This is a genomic window from uncultured Sphaerochaeta sp. (assembly GCF_963676625.2).
Taxonomy (GTDB): Bacteria; Spirochaetota; Spirochaetia; order Sphaerochaetales; family Sphaerochaetaceae; genus Sphaerochaeta.
The window spans coordinates 39,459-63,774 of sequence record NZ_CAXXYB010000005.1 but is presented as its reverse complement, the minus strand read 5'-3'; the positions used below and the strand labels follow the sequence as shown (position 1 = coordinate 63,774).

Genomic DNA, 24,316 nt, shown 5'->3' with positions numbered 1-24,316 from the left:
ATTCGTGTAAACCCATGATCTTGAGTTGTAAGAGAAACTACATATTCGAAAAGATCTGCCTTCTAGGAATTTGAGAGGGGCAGTTGCTTTTCCACCAGAAAAAGAAAATGCGCGATTGTCTCATAATCCTGGCGGCTGCCATACAGGTTGCTGCTGATTGTCAAAGTATCCTTGAAACTGCTTATCGCTATTTGAAAATGCGGACGGTATTTAATGGAACCGCAAATAAAGGCATCCTCTATTTCTGTTCCACTGAAAACCAGTTTGGTATCATCGAGAATTCCGATGTTTGTCATGCAAATCGGTGGATTCCGTAAAGCTTTTTTAGTGAGTTTGTAACTTGATTTATTGCTCAGGAACTTGAAACCCATATTGAGTTTTACAAATCCATTCACGCCGATATCATGTTTTCTGTTCTTTACCATGCGATGTATGGTATAAACAGTATCGTCAAAGCTTTCTTCTGCTTTTATTGGAATATGTATGATACTTGTAGAAGATAGGTTGGTAAGCGCCCTAAAATTTTTATCCTGCAAATATCGTCGCATATCAACCATAAGGGGTAGGGAAAGTATGTTGCCAGCTTCTGGTATTTCTAGCAGTAGTGCTCTGTGATAAGCGGCAAGAAACACATCATTTATCGTGATCTGATTCCTTTTGCAATAGGTGCGTATCTGCATGAACTTTTCAGAATCCAGTTCACGGGTAAGGATGAACGGAAAGATATCCATATCCTTGCTCAAGGGGAATTCGAGACTGCTGTCTTGATTGCTTTCCTTGTTATGAAACAGCATGGATTTTATTAGGATTTTGAATGGAATTTGCTGAATTATCCCTTGAAATCCTCTTTCACCACTAATGGTGAAATTCGGAACATAGCGTGAATTTTCCAAAAGGTTGGAATACAGGTTGGAAAATAAATAGAGACATTGCTTGAATCCTGCACCATCACCTATCATATGGTTCATTATAATCGAAAGAGCATCTTTTTCATTTGTCCGGTAGAGACAAAATAGGATCTGAGGACCGGTAAAGGCATCAGTTTTCGATGTCGTAAAATGCTCGAATGCATCTTTTTCATATACGATATGAAAAAGAGCATCTATTGAAGGAGTGGGAACACTTTCCCAATAATCGTTACCATCATCGTGTCGGTAGACACATGATAAAATTGGTATTACCTGCAAGAGCAACATCACCGATTTTTTCAACACAGGTATATTGAGTTTGCCATTGAATCGAATGACACAATGAAGTTGATGATCGTTGAATTTTGTTTTTTCGTACAGATATTGTACCTTATCGAATATTTCTGCTTTGTATTTCATGACTTGTATTCCTTTTCAATTAGAAGTGTAATTAAATTGATAGTAGTTGTCATTGATATAGATCAATGAATTTGGCTACGTATTCTGCTCAAGGCTTCCGGAGTAATTCCAAGATAGGATGCGATATGATATTGGGAAATTCTTCCAGACAAAGTAGGATATGTGTTCATGAATATTCTGTATCTTGTTTTTGCGTCAGCACTGAGAAATTCCCGTTCCCTCTTTTCTTTTTCAATAAAGAGCATCTGGGAATATTTTGAGACTACACATTGCCAGCAATCATTGCCTGCCAATAGTTCTTTGTAATCTTCTATCGTTATGTATAGCAATATGCTGTCTTCCAAGGCCTGAAAGGAATACTGAGAGGCTCTACTTTCCAGAAAGGAGCTGTATGCTGAGAGAAATCTTCCTTTTCCCCGGAATACCAGGCAGTTTTCCTTGCCTGAATCAGAAATAAAATATACACGAAACAAGCCCTCTACAATGAATGCTATTGTTGATGGAATATCATCAATAGTAATGAAATGTGAATTTTTCGGAATTTCTGTAACGTGCAATCGCTTTTTGAAATTAGTTCTTTCTTCTTCAGGGATATAGGAAAATTCGGAAAGGGTATTCATTAGTTGCTGATATCCACTATCTTGAATGGGTTTTGGTCTTTCCCTATACATTGGCAACTCCTTTTTATTGGCATCTTGCTTTTTTTTATCATATGGTATTTACTAATTAAGCAAATTACTAAATTACTAATTAAGTAAGAATATAAGGTCTTTATGTAATATTTACAACCAGGGAAGAAGCACATGAAAGAAAACAGAAAAGAATTGATTGCCAAATATAAAGAAAGAAAACCTCCTATGGGCTGTTTTGCTTTGGTGTGCAAGCCTACTGGCGAAAAATTCATTGGTTCTTCATCTGATCTTACAATAATGGAGAATTCCTTGCTTTTCAGATTGTCAGTAGGTTCTTTGGGGCAAAATCCGTATCTTCAAGAACAATATAAGCAATATGGTTTGGATGCTTTTGCCTTTGAGATATTGGAAGAGCTTCCTTATGACAAGGAAAACCCCGAAAAAGATTATAGGAAAGAACTGAAGACCTTGAAAGAATTGGTACTTGAATCGCTGAAAAATGCAAGGGAGTTATTGGTATGAAGATTCCGACTGAATTGAAGCACAAGCCTATCATAGTAAGTGAGGATTATGACAAGGTAGATGGAAAAAGGGCAAATGAATCTGATGCAAAAGGATTGTCCATAGGACTTGCCCAATGGAATGATAGGGGAAACGTGGAAATTTCAGCAAAGGTTTGGCGATATACCAGTGACAAATGGTCTCGCCAAAGTGAAGAGTTACCCTTGAATAGAGTGTTGGATCTCGCATTGCTTATATGCAGGACAAGCCAATATTTTCAACAAGCCTATAGGATGCCCAAATACTATGACCCAAGCAATCCGCAAATAGACCGTATTGGCATGCAAGGGGATGCCTTGAATGTTGGCGTTTGTACCGAAAATCCCATGATCGATACTGACATTCGACTTTTAGCCGATTATATGGGGCAAAATGGTGAATTATTGGGAGAGCGGTTCCGGCTTCTTTCAAAAACCTTGCAAGAGATGGGGTATTGATGCGAATTGTTGCAGAAATGATATTCACATGTTAGGATTGAATTCAGGAGAATGATAATGTCAGATTATATGAATGGAACAGGAATCCAATACCATTTGCATATACAAAAAGGTGATGTTGGTCGCTATGTAATACTGCCAGGTGATCCCAAACGGGTCCCCCTTATTGCAAAATATCTTGATGATGCCCAGCTGATTGCCGATAGCAGGGAATTTGTTACCTATACGGGATTTCTTGACGGAGAAAAAGTGTCGATTACCTCAACTGGTATCGGAGGTCCTTCTGCATCGATTGCAATGGAGGAATTGTATGCCTGTGGTGCAGATACTTTTTTGAGAATGGGAACCTGCGGAGGAATTGCTCTTGAAGTTATGGGTGGGGATGTCGTTATTTCCACAGGAGCTGTCCGAATGGAAGGTACCAGTAGAGAATACGCGCCAATTGAATTTCCTGCCGTTGCCAATTTTGAGGTTGTCACTGCTTTGTCCGACGCTGCCATACAATTGAAGAAAAAACACCATATAGGAATAGTGCAATGCAAGGACTCCTTTTATGGCCAGCACAGTCCATCAAGCATGCCTGTTTCCTATGAATTGCAAAACAAATGGGAAGCCTGGAAAAGATTGGGTGTTCTTGCCAGCGAGATGGAAAGCGCTGCATTGTTTGTAGTTGCATCCCATCTAGGGGTTCGTTGTGGCAGTGAGTTTTTTGTAGTGGGAAATCAGGAACGTGAGTTGCGGGGTATGGACAATCCGAAGCTTCATGATACCGAGGATGCCATCAAGGTGGCTATCCAAGGTATCAGAAACTTGATAGCAAAGGATAAGATTAAAGCCTGACTACGTGCATTGGTTCGAAAATGTTGCCTGGGTAAATTCCCTGGGCAATATTTTTTTGTCAAAATACTTGGATTTCTTTTTCCACTTCAGAATTTCCTCAAGTGGAGGCAAGTAATTTGGCTTTGCAACCTTGCCCAAGAGACAGAAGCAATTGCTTTTATGGTACACTTCAAACATCCCGCAATACTCATAGGCTTTGCCTTGTGACGGTAGCCCCTGTGAAAGATTCGAATAGGCTGCAAGCAGTTCTTTTCTGCTAGTGATATTTTTTATCAGGACATTGCTTCCTCTCCAGGGAAGGTTCTTGAGATCCAGGGGAACCATTACGAGGAATTTGAGAAGCAAGGGTTCCAAGGAATAATCCAGAAGGGTTCCATCGATTTTCTGGCATTGCAATGAAAGCGCAGACAAGAGTGAATTGGCTTGTTCTGGTTTTGAATACAAAGATTTTTCTGGTGAGATGCTTATCCAATAAAACATACTTTTTACCTCCATTTAAAATAGGGCATAAGTATTTGGATTTGCTTCATAGTTCTTTAAAAAACAATAAAATCAATCTTTATAAAATGTTATTCTCTTATCTGATAGTTCCTTGATGCTTGCCTCAAGAAGTAAATCCAGGGCCTCGTCTTTCTCTTGTATTTTAAATGGTTCAAGGCAAAACAATTCAAGCCCAATTGACTCATATTCATCTTGAAGGGTTTTCTGTTCAAAAATTCCAAGATCAAGTTTGAACCGTATGGATTGAATGTCCTTTACAATATCATTGCTTTTCAATAAAAGTGATTTATCAGTTTGAATATTATATATTCTAAGAATGCCTTTTGTGGAATTTTGAAAAAGAAATAAATTTTTATTCATAAGATCTTGCATAATAAACTACATTATAGGGGAAATAACAGGGTTGGTACAGATTGATTTGAAAATGGCCCTCCTAATTGTCCTTTTCTTCCTTTATATTGTTGTGGGGGCGAATTTCACATACGATTAAGACTATTTTTGTTTATTGCATAATTATTCTTAATCAACTATTATGAAAAAACAATACAAGGTAGGGATTCAGATGGCTCAACAAATTCAAGATTTGGTTGCATCCATCCGCAAGGATGGTATTGAGGCTGCGCAAAAAGACGCGGCCAAAATCATTGCAGATGCAAAGATTCAAGCTGATAATATTATTGCCCAGGCTAGAAAAGATGCAAAGGTTTTAGTCGAAGAGGCCCAGAAAGAAATGGATGTTCGTGACCAAAGTGCTCGGGCAAGTCTTCAGCAAGCTAGTAGGGATGTACAGCTTTCCCTGAAAAAGGCTATTCTTGCGCAACTTAATAATTTGCTTGTTGATAAAACTGAGAAAGCTTTTACTGGAAAAGATTTGGTTTCGCTGATTTCTTCAGTAGTGACCACAGTCAATGCAGATGATGCAAAAAGTTCAATTCAACTTGGCGAGAAAGACTTCAAGGCACTTGCCACCTCATTGCAGGCTGAACTTTCAACCCACATCAAGGCAGGTCTTGAAATCAAGCCGGTAGAAAATATTAGCTATGGTTTCAGAATTGCTGATAAGGATGGTTCTGGTTTCTATGATTTCAGTGCAGAGGAAACAGCCTTGTTGATGGCTCCTTTCCTTTCCTCCGCAATCGCAGAAATAGTCTTCGCCCAAGCGAAGTAAGGAGAAGCTCGTGGCTTCCTATTATTACCTGGTAGCGACTTTACCTATGTTGCATCATGATGGAACGGCACCCTTTGGGTGTGATGAATTCCTTGAAAAATGCAAAGGTAAGGTCAGTGATTCAGATTTTGTAATCATTTCACAGGCTTTGGCAAATGCACAATCAACTTATCCTTTCCTGAAAAAATGGCAAGCTTTTACTTTTATGGTAAAACAGGAATTGACTGATCAAAGAAGCCGAAAATTATCAATGGCTTCTGTAAAATACCAGTATGAAGGATCCAGGGAACCAAAGATTTCCGAAGCCGTACGACAGGCATTGGGAAATGACAACCCCCTTGCCGCAGAATTGGACTTAATACTTTTTTCCTGGAAATATCTTGATGATCTTGCGGTTTTGCATACTTTCGACCTTGAGGGTTTGCTTGCCTATGCCATCAAGTTGCAGTTGCTTGAGCGAAAGGGTTTGTTTACTCGTGAGGATGGAAACGCTGAATTCAAGCGATTGTTCTCCAATTTGCAATCGGAAATAAAGAATATTTAGTGGAGTTGGATATGGCAAATACAAGTGGAAGTGTTATCGGCGTCAATGGTAACATGGTTTCGGTAGAGTTCGAAAGCGCCATTTCGAAAAACGAAGTGGGTTACATTCATCTCGGTGATATTCGTCTTAAAGGCGAAGTTATCAGAATTAATGGAAACGTAGCAGCACTGCAGGTCTTCGAAATGACAGATGGTATCAGTGTTGGGGATAGAGTAGAGTTTTCCCATGAAATGCTCAGTGTCGATCTTGGTCCAGGGCTTCTACAGCAAATCTATGATGGTTTGCAGAACCCTCTTCCAGATTTGGCAGAAAAATGTGGCTTCTTTTTGCAACGTGGAGTCTATTTGGATCCGATTCCGAATAAGGACTGGGAATTTACGCCGTTGGTAAAAGAGGGTGACATTGTCCGTCCTGCAGATACTCTTGGAACGGTTCCAGAGGGATTGTTCGTCCACCAGATCATGGTACCTTTTTCCCTTGAAGATGTGAAATGGACTGTTGTGTCCATCAAACAGAAGGGAACCTATAATGTTCGTGAAAACATTGCTGTGATACAGGATCCAAAAGGTAATAAAAAAGATCTTTCAATGGTCTTTTCCTGGCCTGTAAAAAAAGCAATTACCTTATATGAAGAACGTTTGCGTCCTACCGAACCACTTGTCACAAAAATCAGAATTGTAGATACATTCCTTCCAGTCGCGAAAGGTGGTACCTATTGTACTCCTGGACCATTTGGAGCCGGTAAGACCGTTTTGCAGCACATGACCAGTCGTAATGCCGATGTAGATATCGTAATCATTGCAGCATGTGGAGAACGTGCAGGTGAGGTTGTTGAAGTCTTGAAAGAATTTCCGGAATTAACTGATCCAAAGACCGGACGCTCCCTCATGGAACGAACGATTATCATTTGCAATACTTCCTCGATGCCCGTTGCCTCTCGTGAAGCTTCCGTATATACGGCAGTGACCATGGCAGAATATTATCGGCAGATGGGCCTCAATGTATTGTTGCTTGCCGATTCAACCAGTCGATGGGCTCAGGCGATGCGTGAAATGAGCGGACGACTTGAAGAAATCCCCGGAGAGGAAGCTTTCCCTGCATATTTGGAAAGTCGTATAGCTGATTTCTATGAACGAGCAGGAAAAGTCAGATTACGTGATGGACGTTTTGGTTCCGTTACCATCGGAGGAACTGTCAGCCCAGCTGGGGGAAACTTCGAGGAACCAGTAACCCAGGCAACCTTGAAAGTAGTCGGGGCTTTTCATGGCTTGAGTCGTGAACGTAGTGATGCCCGTAAATATCCTGCTATTGATCCTTTGGGGTCTTGGTCAAAATATCCCGGAATAATTAATGTCAAGAAGGTTGATTATACCAAAAATCTTATTTTCAAGGGAAAAGAGATCAATCAGATGATGAAGGTAGTAGGAGAGGAAGGTACTTCAGTTGCTGATTACATTACCTATCAGAAAGGTGAATTGCTTGATGCAGTTTATTTGCAACAGAACTCCTTTGATCCTATCGATACTTCAGTTTCCGTCGAACGACAGATTCATACATTTGACCTTTTGTTCAAGATTCTTGCTTCTGTTTACGCGATTGAAGACAAGAAGGAAGTACGTTTGTTCTTTAACCAGGTAAGACAGAAATTCCTGGATTGGAACAACGTAGAAATGAATAGTGAACGATTTGGCCAGATTGAAGGGGAGCTTGTCGAATTGTATTCGGGAAAAATGGCTTCCTATGATCCTGAAGCCCAGAAGTTGATGTAAGGGGTAGATGATGCAAAAAGTATATTCGAAGATTGAATCCATTGTTGGAGACGTCATTACCGTACGAGCGGAAGGTATATGCAATGGGGACCTGGCAGTTGTCACAATAGGTTCCACCCAAAGTTATGCCAGTGTTATCAAGTTGGACGGTACCCTTGTTTCCTTACAGGTCTTTGCTGGTGGCCAAGGTATTTCCACGGGCGACCAAATTCGCTTTTTAGGTGTTCCCATGCGGGTTTCCTATAGCGAAAACCTTATGGGAAGGATATTCAATGGATCAGGGGAACCAAGGGACAATGGACCTGCACTTACCGAGAATATGATTGATATCGGCGGGCCTGCGGTCAATCCCTCAATGAGAATTATTCCAAGGAATATGATACGTACCGGTATACCGATGATTGATGTATTCAATACCTTGGTTGAAAGTCAAAAATTACCAATATTTTCGGTAAGCGGAGAACCCTACAATCCCTTGCTTGCAAGAATTGCAATGCAAGCTGAGGTTGACCTTATCGTGCTCGGTGGTATGGGCCTGAAGTATGATGATTATCTTTACTTCAAGAACACCTTGGAAACAAGCGGAGCAATGAGCAGGACAATCATGTTTGTCCATACGGCGAGTGATCCTACCGTTGAATGTATGCTTGTTCCTGATATGGCCTTGGCAGTTGCGGAGAAATTTGCGCTTGATGGCAAGAAAGTTCTTGTTCTCTTGACTGATATGACCAACTTTGCAGACGCCCTGAAAGAAATGGCCATTACCATGGACCAAGTTCCTTCCAACCGAGGATATCCTGGCGATTTATATAGTTCACTTGCTTCCCGATACGAGAAGGCCGTTGACTTTGAAGGTGCTGGTTCCTTGACCATCTTGGCCGTTACGACGATGCCTGGAGATGATGTTACCCACCCGGTACCTGATAATACGGGATATATTACCGAAGGTCAGTATTATCTTAAAAATGGTCGTATTGAACCTTTTGGTTCTTTGTCACGATTGAAACAGCAGGTCAACAAGGATACCCGAGATGACCACCGTGCCTTGATGGATGGTATGATTAAATTGTATGCCTCCTATAAAGAATCAGTGGAAAAGAAATCAATGGGATTCTTGATGACAGAGTGGGACGAGAAATTACTTAAGTATGGCACCTTGTTTGAAAGCAAGCTGATGGACTTGAGTGTAAATATTCCTCTTGAACAGGCATTGGACCTTGGGTGGGAAATTCTTGGTGAATGTTTCGAACCTAATGAGACAGGACTGAAAAGCGATTTGATTCTCAGCCGTTGGCCGAAGAAATCAGTCGATTAAGGGGGAGTGATGGCCGTCAAACTGACGAAAAACGAGCAAAAGCTGCAAAAAGACCATCTGAAGCAATACCAAAGGTATTTGCCGACCTTGCAATTGAAAAAACAACAGTTGCAAATGGTTATCAGGCAAATCGAGGTACAGGTGGCTTCCCTGAGAGACCAGCAAAAGCAGGTCGTTGATGGAATGCAGAAATGGATTGCCGTTTATCATGAGAATACTGTTTTCCCTGCAAACCTTAAGCTGGAAAACTTGATCAAGATTGATCGAGTCGTAAAAGCAAAGGGCAATATTGCAGGGGTAACGATTCCTGTTTTCAAGGAACTAACTTTTTTGCCTATTGAATATGATTTGAATATGTATCCTTTATGGGTAGACAAGGCCTTGGAAAGCCTTCGGGATTGTGCCCGCTATGATGCCTTGATCTCCACACTTGAACACCAAATACGTTTGTTGGGAAAAGAGTTGAGAACAACCAGTCAGCGTGTAAATTTGTTCGAAAAGATCAAAATTCCCGAATCAAAGGAAAATATCAGAAAAATTGGTATTTATCTCGGAGATCAACAGACAGCTGCTGTTGTTCGAGGTAAGATAGCGAAGAAAAAACTCGTAAAGGGGATGTGACATGATCGTACCGATGAAAAAAGTCTCTGTCATTGTTCAGACCCATAAAAAACGGTCAATGCTTCGCACTTTGCGTAATGCCGGGGTACTTCATGTTTTTGATTCAGGCAAGAAATCTGAGACAGAAGAAAACTTGAAGAAAAACTATGAGTCCCTTTCCTTGGTAAGAAATACTTTTTTGGAATTGCAGAATAAAAAGCATCCTGTAACCCAGAAAGCTGTTTCCGATGAACTATTCGAGGAAATCCAGGAACGTCATCTTTCTCTTTTAGAGACAAGAAAGCGTTTATTGGAAGAAATTAGCAAGGATGCCTCGCAAATTGAGACCTTGAGGCCTTGGGGAGATTTCAATCCCAAAGATATTGCTTTTTTGGAAGCAAATGGGGTTGTCGTATATTTCTACACAATGGGAAAGAAGGATTTGGCTTCTTTGCCAAAGGAAATCAAGTATATTCTTCTTGATCCTATGGGATCATTGCAAGTGATTGCAGTACCAAAAGAACCCTTGCCTTCACAAATCAGTGCCACTCGGTTTTTTATTCCTGAATCAGGTCTTTCACAACTGGTAAATAAAAATAAACAGGACCGTGAGAAAGTGAAAGAAATTGAGGGTGCATTATCTGAAGGTGTCCAATACCTTGAGGCCTATGAACTCCACTTGAAGAGGAGTGAACAGAGTATTCGTTTTGAACAAATTGCCAACTCTACGGATGGTGGTGAAGAATTGACTTGGATTACTGGTTATATTCCAGTGACATCCGTTGATGATTTTTCAAAACTAGCTTCAAAGCAAGGTTGGGGATATCAACTGGATGATCCGACTGAAGAGGATGATCCTCCTACATTGATCAAATATCCCAAGGGTTTTGGAATAGTCAAACCAATATTTGATATTTTGGGAACCGTTCCCGGCTATCGTGAAAATGATATCAGCATGTGGTTTCTCTTATTCTTTACCTTGTTCTTTGCAATGATTATTGGAGATGCAGGATACGGCCTAATATTTTTATCTGCAGCCGTCGGTTTGCATATCAAGGGAAAGAAAGCAACGAATGCAGTATTGTTGCTATATGTCCTGAGCATTGCTACTGTTGTATGGGGGGCTTTGACTGGGACTTGGTTTGGTTCGGAAAAAATCCTTGTTGCATTACCTTTCCTACAAAAATTAGTTATACCCTCGATCACCAACTTTCCAGAATTATTTGGAGTGACGACCTTATCGACTCAGAATCACGTAATGAAATTTTGTTTCATGATCGGTACCGTTCAACTTTCTCTTGCTTGTATACTCAATGTTGTCCATAAGGCAGCAAAAAAAGATATTAGCCTCGTTTCTGATATTGGATGGTTGATTGATGTCTTGGCCCTCTATTTCATCGTCTTGCAACTGGTTGTAGGAGAAAGCGCAAATTTGAGTGTTGTTGGTTCCCTTGTAGGAGTCGGCTTCCTTTTGGTTTGTGTTTTCGGAGCCCAGGGACCTGGCATTCCGTTCTTGAAAGGATTGGCTTCAGGTCTGGGAGGTTTTTTTACTACCTTCCTCAATACGATAAGTTGTTTTTCAAATATCATGAGTTATATTCGTTTGTTTGCCGTTGGTATGGCTTCTGTGGCAATTGCACAAAGCTTCAACAGCATGGCAGGTGGAATGATGACTGGTTTTGCAGCATTTGCCGGGATTGCCGTATTAATAATAGGGCATAGTCTGAATCTGGTAATGGGTATCCTCTCCGTGGTAGTCCACGGTGTACGTCTTAATCTTTTGGAATTTTCCGGTCAGCTAGGAATGGAATGGACCGGAATTTCATATGAACCGTTTTCCCAAACGGTAAGTGAAAACTGAATCGTTGTTTGGAAACAACTAAGGAGAAAAAAATGGCTAATTTGGAATTTATCGGAATGGCTTGTGCCTTGTGTCTTTCCGCCCTTGGTTCTGGCCTTGGAGCCGGTACTGCAGCGCAGGCTGCCGTTGGTGGTTGGAAGAAATGTTATGCGAATGGCAAACCCGCTCCGTTTATTATGGTCGCTTTCGCTGGTGCCCCTTTGACCCAGACCATTTATGGATTTTTGTTGATGAACTTCATCAAGTCTGCAATTAATGCAGGAGCAAGTTCAACCTTGGCTCTTGGTGTTGGTATCTTTGGTGGCCTTGCCATTGGGCTTTCAGCCTGGATGCAGGGAAAGACTTCTGCATGTGCTTGTGATTCATTGGCTGAGACAGGAAAAGGTACTGCAAACTACTTTATCGTCATTGGTATCGTTGAGACCGTAGCACTTTTCACCTTGGTCTTCAGTTTGCTTGCTCTTCAATAAGCAATTTGCCGAACAACGGTTGTTTTTATATCAAAAAAAGCTCTCCTTTACAGGAGAGTTTTTTCTTGTTTGCATACAATTAAAATTCAAGCAAAGGGAAGAGATTCTCAAAATTATCTATGCAGCCTCTCAAAATCCAGTAGTCCTTGTTTGTTATGAAGTCCTCCCGCATACCCTACCAATGTTCCATTCTTTCCGATAACTCTATGGCAGGGAATAATTATACCGATAGGGTTACGATTATTTGCCATTCCTACAGCCCTAAATGCTTTGGGATTATCGATAAGGAAAGCAATATCGGCATAGGACCTTGTTTCACCATAAGGAATCTGTTGTAATTGATACCAGACAGATTCCTGGAAAGCTGTGCCCTGAGTGCCCAAGGGAAGAGTAAAAACTTTACGAGTCCCGTCAAAATATTCCTGTAATTGTTTCTTTGCTTCTTTTAGTATTGGTGTTTCTTCTTCCTTGCCAGGAAGGTAGCCAAAAGAAACTCCAGTAATTAATTCCTTTTCACTATGAATTGAAATCATTCCATAGGAACTTTCCAAGTAGGCAACAGAATAGGAATTTTGGTATCTCTCAGACATATATTTACTCCTTAAAGAAACAAGGTAGAAACTCAAAGAGTCTCTACCTTGCAGTATTAATAAAGTTCTTGAATTTTTCAATACGTATTAGATAACTCTGACGCGTTGATCAATAGGAATGGATTGTTTTTCGCCAGCAGGGGATTCTATTGAACCAAAAGGCATCTGGGCAATCAATGACCAGGCCTCCGGAAGATTCCATTGCTTTTTCACTTGGGGTTCAATTAGATTTCCATAATGCTGCAAAGAAGCACCTACTTGAAGATTAGCCAATGCTGTCCATACTGCAAACTGGGAAATCCCCGTTCCATGTTGACTCCATAATGCAAAATTTGATGCAAAAGCGGGCATTGCATCCTGCAGCCCCTTGATTACGCTCATATCCTCAAAGAATAGTGCAGTTCCAGCACCGGCAGCAAAAGAATTGATTTTCTGTTCAGTCTCTTCAAATTTATCTTCTGGAACCAAAGGTTTAAGTGCATTGAGAACTATTTCCCATAGCTTCTTGCTCTCTTCTCCGTAGAGAATAATTACTCTGGCTGATTGTGAATTGAATGCAGAAGGGCTGAACTTGATTGCATCCTGTATGGTTTGCGTTATCTCTTCCTTGGCAACAGGAAGATTACTTCCTAAATTATATATGGTTCTTCTTTTCTTTATGTTTTCAATAAAAGTATTGGACATTTTGAATCTCCTTATCTACAAGATACTGAAAGTATTTCGAAAGAAAATATATTTATGAGCATTTTACAAAGGAAAATATTTTTTATATAATGAAGTAGTTAACATTTGTTAGTTTATGATAACAATTGAGGTGCTTCTTGATATATGACACTCTTACGAATATGGCAAGCCACAGTATTCTTGTCCCTGCCTTGAAAACAATTATAAGTATACTGGATAAGGAAAATCTTTATGAGAAAAGTGTAGGGGAATATAAAACAAATTCCGATAGTGTGCGATATACACTCTCCTTAGAAGAAACTTCCTTTAATCAAATACCCTATGAAATGCATAGGAATGAGACAATTGTACAAATAATACTTAGTGGAAAAGAGCTCTTTTCCCTTACTTGGAGAGAGCATACCAAGGGGTTACCTTATGATGAACAGCTAGATTGCATGTATCTTGAAGGAGATCCCATTTCAGTCATCAATGCCAGTGAAAACCATTTCATTCTCTTTTTCCCAGGTGAGCCTTTCAGAAGTAGTGGAGCAATAGAATCTAAAGCACTTGTAAGAAAAGCTGTGTTCACTATTAAAGATTGAAAATGATCTAAAAACACTATTATCCTATACATTTGTTTACCAATCTATTAACAAACCCATTATTTTATTGTACAGTACCACTAACTGTCAGGAGGAGATTTCACATGGTTGAAGGTCACACAGCGACTATAGGTACTTTTAAGCTCGGAAAGGATGAACCAATTCGCGTTCAGACAATGTACGACAGTCCAATACCACATGGACAAGAAGAACTTTTAAGTTTGCTAAAACGATTGGGAACGCTTCAATCAATGGGCTGTGATATCATTCGGTTTTCCTATCCTTCAGATGAGGATCATCAAGCGTTTTTATGGTTATGCAAGCATAGCCCAATGCCAGTGGTAGCCGATATTCATTTTGATTATAAGATGGCTTTGGCAGCCATTGAATGTGGATGTCAGAAAATTCGTATAAATCCCGGAAATATCGGTGCTCGATGGAAAGTTGATGAAATCGTAAAAAGTGCAAAAGACCACGAGGTTGCAATTCGTATAGGCTTGAATAGTGGATCGTTGCCTAAAGGGACAGAGCCGATGCCTGTATTGATGGTCAATTCTGCAATGGATTATCTTTCTTGGTTTGAACAGGCAAATTTTTTCAATTCCGTGGTTTCCCTAAAGGCCAGTGATGTTGAAACCACATACCAAGCAAATCTTTTATTTTCAGAAAAATGCGGGTATCCCCTTCATCTTGGTGTTACCGAAGCAGGTTCCGTGGTTTCTTCAGTTATAAGATCCACTTGGGCCTTGGGAAGATTGTTGAGTCAGGGAATTGGGAATACCCTTCGGATCAGCATTACCGGAGATATCGAGACTGAGGTGCAGGCAGGAGTCGAGCTTCTCCGTACCTTAGGATTAAGGAAGGGGGGAATCCGTATAGTAAGTTGTCCCCGTTGTGGTCGGCATAGCTTTGATTCACAAGGATTTCTTCAATCTGTAGAGAAAGATCTCCTGACTATAGATAAAGATTTGACAGTGGCCATCATGGGATGCCAAGTCAATGGTCCTGGAGAAGCCAGTCATGCAGATATTGCAATAACAGGTATTGGCAAGAGTGTCTTCCTCTATGAAAAGGGAAAGCTATCAAGGGAAGTTAGTGTTGAAAGTGCAAAAGAAGCCTTATTGGAAGCAATAGATAATGCAAAATAAGTTAATTATAAAAGGTGCAAGAGAGCACAATTTAAAAAATATCGACATTGAACTAGAAAAAGACAAGCTTATCGTAATTACAGGATTATCCGGTAGTGGCAAGAGTTCCCTTGCCTTTGACACTATCTTTGCAGAAGGTCAAAGACGATACGTAGAGAGTCTAAGTGCCTATGCCAGACAGTTTCTTGACAAGATGGATAAGCCAGATGTGGATTACATGGAAGGGCTAAGTCCTGCCATTGCAATTGAACAGAAGACTACCCATAAAAACCCCCGTTCTACCGTGGGAACGATTACGGAGATTTATGATTATTATCGCTTATTTTGGGCAAGGACTGGTGTACCTCATTGTCCGCAATGCGGAAGAGAAATAACGGAGATGACCATTGACCAAATAATCGATGCTATTTTCAGGGCCAAGGAAGAAAGCAAAATTATTGTAAGTGCACCGGTTGCAATTGGTAAGAAAGGTGAGTTCAGGAAAACTTTTGAAGATGCCAAGAATGCTGGATATCAACGGGTGAAAGTAGATGGAAAAATGCTTGATCTTGATAATCCCATTCTTCTTGATAAACAATATAAGCATTCAATTGATATCGTGGTTGATCGATTGATACTTAGAGAGGATGTTCGGCAACGACTTGCTTCAAGTATAGAGACCTGTAATGAAATGACCAACGGTTTGGTAAAAATCACGTTCATTTCCGAAAACTCGGAAGAATATGAAGAAATTTTCAGCGAACGCAATAGTTGCTCGCATTGCGGGATATCCTTGCCTGAAATGGAACCAAGGCTTTTTAGTTTCAACAATCCCTTTGGAGCTTGTCCTGATTGCAATGGTTTAGGTGTCAAGACAGAATTTGACCCAGATCTCATTATCCCCGATTATACAAAAAGTTTTAATGAAGGAGCCATTGCAACACAGAATCCTGAAGCAGAATGGTCTAAGGTTCAATTTGTTGCTCTTGCCAAACGATATGGATTTACCCTTGATACTCCTTTCAAGAATTTGGATCCAAAAGTAATCCAAGCCATATTGTATGGAACAAAAGAGCGATTGGAAATGGAATACATTAGTGATATAAAACATCAACAATATAAAATGGAGAAACCCTATCCTGGAATAATTCCAGATTTAAGAAGACGATACTATGAAACCAATAGTATGCAAATTCGAATGTGGATGAATAATTTCCAAACTTCCATACCTGCAATACATGTAAGGGAGATAGGCTTCGACCTGAAGCCCTGGCTGTGACGGTAAATGGCATGAATGTAATGGAAGCCACCAGGTTATCGGTAAAGAAATCCCTTGAATTTTTCAATTCCCTGGAGTTGACCGAAAACCAAAAAATCATAACCTCCCAGGTACTCAAGGAAATTCGTGCCAGGCTCTCCTTTCTTTCGAATGTTGGGTTGAATTATCTTACCTTGGATAGAGGCAGCGCTACGCTCAGTGGTGGGGAAGCCCAAAGAATCAGATTGGCTACCCAAATAGGATCAGCCTTGAGCGGAGTCCTGTATGTACTGGATGAGCCATCCATAGGACTGCATCAACGAGATAATCAGAAGCTTATCGATACCTTGAAAAATCTTCGTGACCTTGGAAATACAGTACTTGTCGTTGAGCATGATGAAGCGACGATTAGGGAAGCTGACTATGTTGTTGATCTTGGTCCTGGTGCAGGAGCTCTTGGTGGTTATATTACAGCTAAAGGTACTCCAGAGGAAATTGAGAAAAACCCGGATAGTATTACTGGCCAATTCCTTTCCGGGAAACTATTCATTGAAGTCCCCAAAAAAAGAAGGAAGGGAACTGGCCAGAGCATTGGCATCGAGGGGGCTTGCAAAAACAATCTGAAACACATCGATGTAGAAATTCCCTTGGGTAAACTGGTGGTTTTTACGGGTGTATCAGGTAGCGGAAAGAGTTCTTTACTCAATGAGGTGCTTTTGCCCGCCGTAAAAAGACAAATGAACGGAAAGGCTCCTGACTTTGAGGGATATAGCAAAATAACTGGAGTAGAGAATATTGATAAGATCATCAATATTGACCAAAGCGCCATTGGGCGTACGCCCAGAAGTAATCCTGCAACCTATGTAGGGGTTTTTACTGCTATACGTGATCTATTTGCTTCTCTTCCAGAAAGCAAGGCGCGTGGTTATAAAAGTGGCCGATTTTCCTTTAATGTGGCGGGAGGTCGATGCGAAAATTGCAAAGGTGATGGTACTTTGAAAATTGAGATGAATTTCTTGCCGGATGTATATGTGACTTGTGATGTTTGTCATGGCAAAAGATTCAATCAGGAAACTCTTGCCGTTCGATATAAAGGGAAAAATATCTCTGATGTCTTGAATATGACTATGTCAGAGGCTTCAGAGTTCTTTAGTGCAATTCCTTCCATTAAACGTAAACTTGACACCTTGATCTCCGTAGGCTTGGATTATATCAAATTAGGGCAAAGCGCCTTGACCCTGAGTGGAGGGGAGGCACAGAGAGTCAAATTGAGTCTTGAACTTTCCAAATATGGAACTGGAAAAACTTTGTATGTATTGGATGAACCTACTACAGGCTTGCATTTTGCTGATGTCAAGAAGCTAATGGAAGTGATCAATCGATTGGTCGATTCCGGCAATACTGTTTTATTGATAGAACACAATCTTGATGTTATAAAACAAGCTGATCATATCATAGACCTAGGACCAGAAGGGGGTGATGGGGGAGGTATGGTCGTAACTAAAGGTACTCCTGAACAAGTTTCCCTATGCAAAGATTCTTTCACAGGGTATTATCTTGCTCAGATGCTCCATGAAAAGAAACAGATTTGAACACATTAGAATAATATTTTTATTGATACTCATATTATTTGGGTGTAGTTTCATTGTGTTTGCAGACTCTTCTGAGGATTCACTTTTACTCTCACTTTCCATTGCAAGTGCATCCACCGAAGAGTTGGAGCAGATGGTTACTGTCAGGTCTCTTCCTGTAGGTACTGAAGAAGAAATGCGTAAGTCTTTATATGATGCATATTCCATTCAGGAAATAGACGTTGCTACCGAAAATGATTCAGTAGCTAAAGATTCATATACACTTTCAATTGTTCATGCTGATTCTGCTATCAATCTTGTAGGCGATTCCTCTTTGGTTGTTCTTGATGGCAATGCCGTCGTTGAATTTTCCATGGCTGACACCGATAAACCCAAAATTTTGACAGCAAATAAAATGATAATTGATCTCAAGCATACAAGACTTAGCGCTTTTGGTTCAGTTTTATATCAGGATAATTCTCAAAATGCTCCTGTGCAAGAAATAACAGGTGCTATTGTTACACTGAACTGGGATTCACAAGCTCTTTCTGTCAGTGGGGGAACCACCAGTACCGAAAGAAAAAACAGTGATGGTGATGCCGTATCTTTTTATACTTCAGGAGACCAGATAACCTATTCAGGTTCTGATAGTGGTATATTTTTTGATAATGGTTTTATAACTACCAATAAAGATGATGCATATTCTTCTCTTACCGCAAAAAAGCTTTCCATGCTCAAGGGTGGTGACATCCTTATGAACAATGCCTACCTTTCAATAGGAAGGGTTCCTGTATTTTGGTTGCCATTTTTCTTTTTCCCAGGATCTACCATGGTTGGAAATCCTGCTATGGGCATAACCAGTGATAGAGGGATGTTCGTAAATACAACTTTTGAAATATTTGGCCAATATCCTGAAATAAAAGCTTCTTCCCAGAACAGTTTTACCAGCCTCCTTGCGAATACGGATTCCAGTGAAAAGACAAAAGATGGCCCTTTATATCGAGATCTTGTTAAAGATGAGAAAGTTAACGATCTGGAAGACTGGGCTAAGAAAAGTAGTTCATATCTAGCATTGTTTGCAGATAGTTATGAGGATAGTGGGATTTCCTTGGGCCTGAATACACAGGAAAATTTTTATGATAAAAAAATTACTGTCTATTCTGATCTCAGGTTTGCCGTGCACCCGAAAGGTGAGGATACCCTTTCCAGTTATAGCAGTTTTCCAGTTTCCCGTTATTTTTCAGAATCAAAATTTAATATTGATACTTCTTGGGCAGATGTTAGTCTCCTTCTGCCTTTTTATTCTGATCCTAAAGTAAAGAGAGTCTATGGTAATAGACTTACCAGTTTTTCCATAGATTCGTTGTTTGGGACAAACCAAGAATTTCCTACGGACTATACCAGTGATATTACTTCCTATACTTGGATTGCAAAAGGAACTTTCAATATACCAGTTTCATCTCTTTCACCTTTTATCTCTTCACTGAACATAACCACCTTGGATGCCTCCATAAATTATACTTGGCAAAAAGTTGATGGGGAATATGGGTATTTCATCGACTCCATCACGCTGCCGGAAATAAATGCTACGATGGAAGGGACTCTTTTTTCCTTCGAGCGGAATTTAGCTTCAAATACCTCGGATATAAAAAAGACGACAAGCAAAAATACGTATGAAAAACAACTAGGATTGGCAAAAAAAAGGCTTTCAAGCAATGCTTCATCTTTTACCTACGATAGCGAGGTACCTTTGGATGCCCCCTATAGAACAGAAGAATCACAAAAATTAAATACTGCAAGCAGAACAGAAAAAAAGCAATCCATTTCACTGGGGTATACGGTTGGGGAAAAGTATTATTATACTGCTGAAGCTACGGACGGATATATTTCCGATTGGGAAAGTACCAAGGAAGTATACAATCTCACCAATGGGACTATAAAGCTTGCAGTCCAGGCACATCCCGATTATTTTACTTTTTCACAAACCTTTACGCCCAAGCTTACCAGCAAACAGGATATGTCCAAAACTATTTATCTTACCGAAGGATTATATTTATCAGCTACTACTACAGCAAGTATTCCAATACTGGGGCTTACGTATTCATTGAATGAACGATTATATTCCTATACAGCTTCCTACTCAGATGATGGAACAGATCCTGAAATTGAAAGTTCTTCATTTGAATGGACAAAAGAATTTGTTACAACTCATCAAATAAAAATGGAACAAACTTTTTTCTTTCCCAACGGTTCCTTCAAGCCATCGATTACAGCTACCTTGCCGCCTTTGGATTCTGTTTTGCTACCTGCCTTTACGTATAAGGTAGGTAACTGGCAATTCACGGACTCTTTCAAGTTCAAGGAAAATACTTCCGGAATCCTTTCGGGAAATTTAATAACATCAACCCTTGGTTATACTTCTGATTTCTTTACGACATTACTTACAGGAAAGTATCAATTATCAGAATATGTTGATTCTTATTGGGAACCCTTTGATTTAACGGGAAATGCTACTTTGAAAGTATGGGGTAAGAATATTGTTTTAAAAGAAAATTTTGTCTTTGAGGCTTTGTCTTCGTCTGGCGATGCCAATTATTTTTCGACTCTCAAAACAACTCTGGAATTTCCCTTTGCAAAAACATCCTTGGATTTTCTTGGTTCATATGGAGCTTTGGAACTTTCCACATGGGACACTAATATTGTCCTAAGTGATGTTTCATTTTATTATTGGAAAAATCGAGTTAAAGTAAATCTTGGGCTGAATGCCGCTCTTTCAATAAATTTTCTTGATATATATGATACTTCCTTTTCAATCTCTGCGAAAATAGGTTTTTCCATTGCAGAATTCTTGGATTTCAATTTTTCAGTAACTAGTGCCAATACTGGATTTTATAGTTATTACACCAATAATGTATTTTCATTTTCTTCAATGCTGGAGGACTTGGGAAGATCTTTTGATTTTTTTGGATCAGGAAGAACTTCCACCCAATTCAATATGTCCTCTATTACAGCTGAGGTTACCCATTACATGGCAGATTGGTCTTTGAATTGTAAATACAAAGGAAGTGTAGTATTATCGAACAATCAATATAGCTGGGTACCGGTTATTTCTGTGTATTTACAGTGGAAAACTATTCCAGAGCTGAAAGTTGATGAAAACTGGACGAAGAATTCAGAAACTTGGAGTTCCACGAGCACGACATAGGACATTAGATGGGTAGAAATATCGAATTCGATGACGAAGAGCAAATGTGTAGGGTGTGTGGGATCAACGATCGATTCGTACCATATATGGAGATGTTATTGGGAGAGGATCTCTATGTGAAAGGTACCTGTCTCTCATATCTTGGCACTGATGAAACAAAAGGTATTCTATTCTCTTCCTTGCTTTTACGGCTAAAAAAGATTGCTAATAAGCATATTACAATAAGTGAAGCTGAAATTTTCATGGAATTTCAAAGTTTGAAGAACATTCCTTCGGCATATGAGGCAAGCACTGTAAAAGAGTATGAAGAAAAATCTTTCATATGTGTACAGAATAAAATTGCCTATCCAAAAGGTCCTAGACAAGAACAATATATAAAAGCCATGGAAAACAATCAGATTGTATTTGGTATCGGTCCTGCGGGGACAGGTAAAACCTATTTGGCAGTTACCTATGCATTAAGTCTTCTTTTATCAGGAAAATGCCAAAAGCTGATTCTTACCAGACCAATTGTAGAGGCAGGAGAAAACCTTGGATTCCTTCCTGGGGATCTTGCCCAAAAAATCAATCCTTATCTTCGGCCATTATATGATGCTATGGAAACCATGGTTCCGATTGCCCATATTCGTCGCCTTGAGGAAAATGGAAGTATAGAGATTGCACCGTTGGCCTATATGAGAGGACGTTCCATCCAAAATGCCGTTTTAGTCTTGGATGAAGCGCAAAATACCACCAAGGAACAAATGAAGATGTTTTTGACTAGACTAGGGGAAAATGCCTCGGCTATTATAACAGGAGACATATCCCAAGTCGATTTACCACGTAATAAAGACAGTGGGTTGATCCATGCCATGAATCTGCTCAAGGGAATAGATGGGCTTGAAATTGTTACTTTTAATTCGTGTGATATAGTCAGAAGCAGAATCATACAAAAAATCATCGAAGCGTATATATCAGAACAGGACCAAGTGGTAGCAAGAGGCAATCATCAATGAGCAAACGCATGAAAAGATCTTTTGATGGGCTAAAAGCTCAACGACAGGAGCAAGTCTTATTGATTGTCTTGACAATCTTGATCATGACTTGTGCCATGTTTATTCCAATAGCTCTGTTGAGTAATCCATCGGGAACTATCCGTTCCATTTCCAGTAAATACAAAAGCGGACAACTTGCAAACGAAGATGTATTTGCAACTTCTTCTTTTCAATATCTTGATGTCGATAAGACCAATGAGCGCAGAAAAGAAGAATATGCAAAAATAACACCTTCTTTTTCTTTCTCCCTTAACGGAACGGCTACCTCCATGGCACGACTGAAAGCTTTCCAGGAAGCTTGGAATACACCTGCTTCAGCGCAGGCAGTACTAAAAAATTATTTTTCAGATAATTCCATTTATGATACTGCAAATGTTATTGGAAGATTCTCTACATTGCCTAATGAACTCAGGACCACGATGGTTGAAGCGGTGTCTGCTGCAATGGAGATTTTATTGCAAAACGGTCTTTTCTCCCAAAAAGATATAGATGCTTTGATTCAACAAGGATACCAGTTTTATTCAATGACGAATAAAATTTCATTAAAAAAAGCAGATTCAATACAAAAATTACCTTTGAAAGAGGCCATGACAAAGGAAAATCTAGAAGAGGCCCTTCATTCTTGGTTAGTACCCTATGTACAGCAGTATTCTGATTTTCAGCCGGTGTTGCTTTTCGATGCATTACGGTTGCTTTCTGAAGAAAATGTTGTCTATGATGAGGCAACTACTCTCTTTTTACAAACAAACATTGAAAAACACCTTACCCCCATATATATAAATATAAAACAAGGACAGAAGATAATTACCCATGATACAGTCATAACAGATGAACAATTGGATTTGTTATCAAAAATGACCAACTCCACATTGCAATATTCCTGGATGGAACTTTTCGGCAGAAGTGTCTTCATCTTGATTGTCACCTTTGGTTCCTTGTACTTATTCTTGATGGTCCTGAGGGATGATAAACGTTTCTATTTGTATACAAACTTAATGCTGATTTCTGTACTTGCAAGTGAAGTGGCTTTATATTTTCTTTCCCGGTTTATAACAAATTCTGCTATCAGTATGCTGGATTCGTATCTCCCCATCCTTTTTGCCCCAGTATTCATCTCTCATATCACTAGCAAGAAACGATTGGGGTTGATTACAGCTTTTCTTCTTTCCAGCTATACCATGATCTTGCCCCAGAGTACTTCCATTACATTTTTCTTTGGTATGGCGGCAGCTGGAAGTTGCCTTTACTGTTTCCAATTCTCAGGAAAAAGACTTGATGATGTTTTCAATTGGTTCTACGCATGTATTTCAAGCAGCTTTCTTGCTCTTTGCCTGAATCTTTTATCAGGCATTGCTTTTTCAGCCATAATACCTTTTATGGGTGGCCTTATTATCAATATTACAATATCAATCGTGTTGGTTGATGTCTTGGTTCCTCTTTTCGAACGTTTGTTTAATATTCCTACTGCTTATCGACTCAGTGAACTTGCATTTGCAGATAGCCCTGTACTTGATAGGCTTGGAGCCTTGGCCCAGGGGACCTATAACCATAGCCGGTATGTATCCGAACTTGCTTATAATGCGGCAAAGGCAATCGGTGCAAATGCAATGCTTGCAAGAGTAGGGGGGATGTATCACGATATAGGCAAGGCGGATCATCCTGAATATTTTGTTGAAAATCAAGGGCAAGAAAACAAACATGATGATATAAAACCAAGCCTGTCAGTGGCAATTATAAAAAGTCATGTGAAGCTTGGCATAGAAAAAGGCAGAGACGCAGGGCTACCCCAGGAAGTCCTTGATATCATTGCCCAACATCATGGCGATGATGTGATTCATTATTTTTACAACGAGGCAAAACAAGAGGCTGCAAAAACAGGAAGAGAAGTCAAACGTGAGGATTATTCGTATAATGGAAATCCCCCGACATCCCCTGAGGCTGCAATCGTTATGCTTTCTGATTGTGTAGAAGCAGCAAGCAGAACTTTGAAAAAGCCCAATCCGGCAAAGTACGATAAACTAATTCATTCAATTATATTGGGTAAGATAGAAAGGGATCAGTTGAAACATTCAAGGCTCTCCCTTACTGATCTTGATGTGGTCGGAAGTTCTTTTTTACAAACCTTGATTGGAAGGGATCATCATCGTATTGAATATCCCGACGAAATTCTTCAGGATGACAATACGCAGTCAGTGAATGCTAAAATTACAAAAACACTATGACGATCAGGAGCATTG

The 24,316-nt window shown here is 39.9% G+C and carries 21 protein-coding genes and 1 pseudogene; 16 read left to right on the top strand and 6 right to left on the bottom strand.

Going from position 1 to position 24,316, the window contains the following annotated elements:
- Positions 1–62 precede the first annotated feature (62 nt).
- On the bottom strand, positions 63–1,328 hold the full coding sequence (locus tag ACHZBG_RS09920; RefSeq protein ID WP_320129304.1) for a hypothetical protein: 1,266 nt from the start codon (positions 1,326–1,328) through the stop codon (positions 63–65).
- A gap of 62 nt (positions 1,329–1,390) precedes the next feature.
- Entirely contained in the window at positions 1,391–1,999 is a 609-nt protein-coding gene (locus ACHZBG_RS09915) for a Crp/Fnr family transcriptional regulator (RefSeq protein ID WP_320129303.1), read from the bottom strand.
- Between the two features lie 132 nt (positions 2,000–2,131).
- On the opposite strand from ACHZBG_RS09915, the gene ACHZBG_RS09910 reads away from it, so the two are divergent.
- Genes ACHZBG_RS09910 through udp form a run of 3 tightly spaced genes read left to right on the top strand, consistent with a single transcriptional unit; the run spans position 2,132 to position 3,798 of the window.
- The gene (locus tag ACHZBG_RS09910; RefSeq protein ID WP_320129302.1) at positions 2,132–2,482 is read left to right on the top strand and encodes a GIY-YIG nuclease family protein; all 351 of its coding nucleotides are present in this window, start codon (positions 2,132–2,134) and stop codon (positions 2,480–2,482) included.
- On the top strand, positions 2,479–2,958 hold the full coding sequence (locus ACHZBG_RS09905; RefSeq protein ID WP_320129301.1) for a DUF6530 family protein: 480 nt from the start codon (positions 2,479–2,481) through the stop codon (positions 2,956–2,958). Before ACHZBG_RS09910 ends, ACHZBG_RS09905 begins: the two co-directional genes overlap by 4 nt.
- A gap of 57 nt (positions 2,959–3,015) precedes the next feature.
- Positions 3,016–3,798 carry a uridine phosphorylase gene (udp, locus tag ACHZBG_RS09900; RefSeq protein ID WP_320129300.1) on the top strand — a complete coding sequence of 261 codons (783 nt, stop codon included), beginning with the start codon at positions 3,016–3,018 and terminating at the stop codon, positions 3,796–3,798.
- On the opposite strand, the gene ACHZBG_RS09895 is transcribed toward udp, so the two are convergent.
- Together ACHZBG_RS09895 and ACHZBG_RS09890 are read right to left on the bottom strand one after the other, a co-directional pair.
- Positions 3,799–4,278: a hypothetical protein gene (locus tag ACHZBG_RS09895; protein ID WP_320129299.1), complete on the bottom strand. Its 480-nt coding sequence runs from the start codon at positions 4,276–4,278 to the stop codon at positions 3,799–3,801. It abuts the gene before it with no gap.
- Between the two features lie 72 nt (positions 4,279–4,350).
- Positions 4,351–4,659, bottom strand: a complete 309-nt coding sequence (locus ACHZBG_RS09890) for a hypothetical protein (protein WP_320129298.1) — start codon at positions 4,657–4,659, stop codon at positions 4,351–4,353.
- A gap of 172 nt (positions 4,660–4,831) precedes the next feature.
- Between ACHZBG_RS09890 and ACHZBG_RS09885 the strand changes: the two genes are divergently transcribed.
- The 7 genes from ACHZBG_RS09885 to ACHZBG_RS09855 are packed head-to-tail and all read left to right on the top strand — an operon-like array spanning position 4,832 to position 12,026.
- The gene (locus ACHZBG_RS09885) at positions 4,832–5,467 is read left to right on the top strand and encodes a V-type ATP synthase subunit E (RefSeq protein WP_320129297.1); all 636 of its coding nucleotides are present in this window, start codon (positions 4,832–4,834) and stop codon (positions 5,465–5,467) included.
- Between the two features lie 10 nt (positions 5,468–5,477).
- Entirely contained in the window at positions 5,478–6,011 is a 534-nt protein-coding gene (locus tag ACHZBG_RS09880) for a DUF2764 family protein (RefSeq protein ID WP_320129296.1), read from the top strand.
- Between the two features lie 11 nt (positions 6,012–6,022).
- Entirely contained in the window at positions 6,023–7,780 is a 1,758-nt protein-coding gene (locus ACHZBG_RS09875) for a V-type ATP synthase subunit A (protein WP_320129295.1), read from the top strand.
- 10 nt (positions 7,781–7,790) lie between these two features.
- Positions 7,791–9,095, top strand: a complete 1,305-nt coding sequence (locus ACHZBG_RS09870; RefSeq protein ID WP_320129294.1) for a V-type ATP synthase subunit B — start codon at positions 7,791–7,793, stop codon at positions 9,093–9,095.
- Positions 9,096–9,104: 9 nt separating this feature from the next.
- Positions 9,105–9,716, top strand: coding sequence for a V-type ATP synthase subunit D (locus tag ACHZBG_RS09865; RefSeq protein ID WP_320129293.1), 612 nt, complete (start codon positions 9,105–9,107; stop codon positions 9,714–9,716).
- 1 nt (position 9,717) lies between these two features.
- Positions 9,718–11,556, top strand: coding sequence for an ATPase (locus ACHZBG_RS09860; RefSeq protein WP_320129292.1), 1,839 nt, complete (start codon positions 9,718–9,720; stop codon positions 11,554–11,556).
- A 32-nt stretch (positions 11,557–11,588) separates the two neighbouring features.
- The gene (locus ACHZBG_RS09855; RefSeq protein ID WP_320129291.1) at positions 11,589–12,026 is read left to right on the top strand and encodes a V-type ATP synthase subunit K; all 438 of its coding nucleotides are present in this window, start codon (positions 11,589–11,591) and stop codon (positions 12,024–12,026) included.
- A 113-nt stretch (positions 12,027–12,139) separates the two neighbouring features.
- Here ACHZBG_RS09855 and ACHZBG_RS09850 read toward each other — a convergent pair whose 3' ends face one another.
- Both ACHZBG_RS09850 and ACHZBG_RS09845 read right to left on the bottom strand, forming a co-directional pair.
- Positions 12,140–12,616, bottom strand: coding sequence for a methylated-DNA--[protein]-cysteine S-methyltransferase (locus tag ACHZBG_RS09850; protein ID WP_320129290.1), 477 nt, complete (start codon positions 12,614–12,616; stop codon positions 12,140–12,142).
- An 87-nt stretch (positions 12,617–12,703) separates the two neighbouring features.
- Positions 12,704–13,300: a nitroreductase family protein gene (locus tag ACHZBG_RS09845; RefSeq protein WP_320129289.1), complete on the bottom strand. Its 597-nt coding sequence runs from the start codon at positions 13,298–13,300 to the stop codon at positions 12,704–12,706.
- Positions 13,301–13,425: 125 nt separating this feature from the next.
- Here ACHZBG_RS09845 and ACHZBG_RS09840 point away from each other — a divergent pair, with 125 nt between their 5' ends.
- The 6 genes and pseudogenes from ACHZBG_RS09840 to ACHZBG_RS09815 all read left to right on the top strand — a co-directional run bounded on the left by ACHZBG_RS09840 (position 13,426) and on the right by ACHZBG_RS09815 (position 24,301).
- Positions 13,426–13,884 (top strand): YhcH/YjgK/YiaL family protein, encoded by a 459-nt coding sequence (locus ACHZBG_RS09840; RefSeq protein ID WP_320129288.1) that lies wholly within the window; start codon positions 13,426–13,428, stop codon positions 13,882–13,884.
- A 104-nt stretch (positions 13,885–13,988) separates the two neighbouring features.
- Positions 13,989–15,032, top strand: a complete 1,044-nt coding sequence (ispG, locus tag ACHZBG_RS09835) for a flavodoxin-dependent (E)-4-hydroxy-3-methylbut-2-enyl-diphosphate synthase (protein ID WP_320129287.1) — start codon at positions 13,989–13,991, stop codon at positions 15,030–15,032.
- Positions 15,022–17,861 (top strand): annotated as a pseudogene (gene uvrA, locus ACHZBG_RS09830) (excinuclease ABC subunit UvrA). Before ispG ends, uvrA begins: the two are co-directional and overlap by 11 nt.
- 55 nt (positions 17,862–17,916) lie before the next feature.
- Positions 17,917–21,045 carry a hypothetical protein gene (locus ACHZBG_RS09825; protein ID WP_320129286.1) on the top strand — a complete coding sequence of 1,043 codons (3,129 nt, stop codon included), beginning with the start codon at positions 17,917–17,919 and terminating at the stop codon, positions 21,043–21,045.
- An 8-nt stretch (positions 21,046–21,053) separates the two neighbouring features.
- Entirely contained in the window at positions 21,054–22,040 is a 987-nt protein-coding gene (locus tag ACHZBG_RS09820) for a PhoH family protein (RefSeq protein WP_320129285.1), read from the top strand.
- The gene (locus ACHZBG_RS09815) at positions 22,037–24,301 is read left to right on the top strand and encodes an HDIG domain-containing metalloprotein (protein WP_320129284.1); all 2,265 of its coding nucleotides are present in this window, start codon (positions 22,037–22,039) and stop codon (positions 24,299–24,301) included. The genes ACHZBG_RS09820 and ACHZBG_RS09815 overlap by 4 nt, the downstream gene beginning before the upstream one ends.
- Positions 24,302–24,316 lie beyond the last annotated feature (15 nt).